The sequence below is a fragment of the Mesorhizobium erdmanii USDA 3471 genome (assembly GCF_000472705.1).
GTDB lineage: Bacteria > Pseudomonadota > Alphaproteobacteria > Rhizobiales > Rhizobiaceae > Mesorhizobium > Mesorhizobium erdmanii.
Genome location: NZ_AXAE01000055.1, coordinates 1 through 1,269 on the forward strand (window position 1 = coordinate 1; position 1,269 = coordinate 1,269).

1 protein-coding gene is annotated in these 1,269 nt (G+C 61.8%); it reads left to right on the forward strand.

Annotation, left to right across the window (positions count from 1 at the left end):
- Positions 1 to 79 precede the first annotated feature (79 nt).
- Positions 80 to 1,210: an IS481 family transposase gene (locus A3AU_RS0127435; protein WP_027055716.1), complete on the forward strand. Its 1,131-nt coding sequence runs from the start codon at positions 80 to 82 to the stop codon at positions 1,208 to 1,210.
- The last annotated feature ends 59 nt before the right edge of the window (positions 1,211 to 1,269 follow it).

Below are 1,269 nucleotides of genomic sequence, written 5' to 3' on the forward strand. Positions count from 1 at the left end.
TGTTTGGACCGGAGACATCGCGAACAGGTGTTCGGAGACATCGCGAACAGTTTCTTGCGTTTGGCGCAGGAGATTCGGGATGCCGTTCGGGGACAGAAGCGTGGTGAGCCAGAGACTGGAATTTGTCCGATTGGCGTCGATGGAGGGCGCGAATGTAAGCGCGCTTTGCCGACAGTTCGGGATCGGGCGGACGTGCGGCCATAAGCTGATCGCCCGCTATCTTTCGGAAGGCGAAGCCGGGCTTGTGGAGCGCTCCCGGCGTCCTCGATCGAGCCCGAGCAAAAGCACCTCGCAGATGGAGGCGGCCGTGCTTTCGATCCGAGCCGAACATCCCAGTTGGGGCGGGCGCAAGATCGCCCGCGTGGTAGCGCGCACCGAACACACGCATCCCGCGGCCTCGACGGTCACGGCCATCCTTCAGCGCAACGGTGTCGCACTTGGTGCGATGGGCGGCGGCGCCAAGCCCTTCATACGCTTCGAGCACAAGGCCCCCAACGATCTGTGGCAGATGGACTTCAAGGGGCACGTTGCCATGCGAGCCGGCCGGCTGCATCCACTCACCGTGCTCGACGATCATTCGCGCTTCTGCGTCCTGCTCGGCGCCTGCGCCAATCAGACGACCGCAACAGTAAAGGCCTGCCTTGTTGCAGCCTTCCGCCGCTATGGCCTACCTCTGCGCATTGCCGTCGACAATGGTGCGCCATGGGGCAGCGGCGGTGGCGGCGACTTCACCGTCTTGACCGTTTGGCTGATCGAGATCGGTATCGGCGTCAGCCACTCCAGACCTTATCATCCACAGACACTGGGCAAGGAAGAACGCTTCCATCGCTCGCTCAAGGCCGAAGCCCTGCAGGGGCCGCCCTTTGCCGATCTCGCTCAAGCCCAGGCCGCCTTCGACCGCTGGCGCCACATCTACAATGCCCAGCGTCCGCATGATGCCCTCGGCGGCGGCGTCCCGCTCGATCGCTACAGGATATCACCGCGACAATATCGCGAAGCCATCGAGCCGTTCGACTATGCAACGGACGATCTTGTCCGCCGCGTCCAGCAGACCGGGGTTGTCAGCCTCCTCGGATGCGCCTTCAAGCTTGGCAAGGCATTTGCCAGGAAGGTCGTCGCCTTCCGGCCAACCGCAACAGACGGCGTCTTCGATGCTTTCTTCCGACACCAGAAAATAGAAACAATCGACCTCAATGCTCTCAAGCGATAACATCAAAAACTGTTCGCGATGTCTCCGAACACCTGTTCGCGATGTCTCCGGTCCAAACA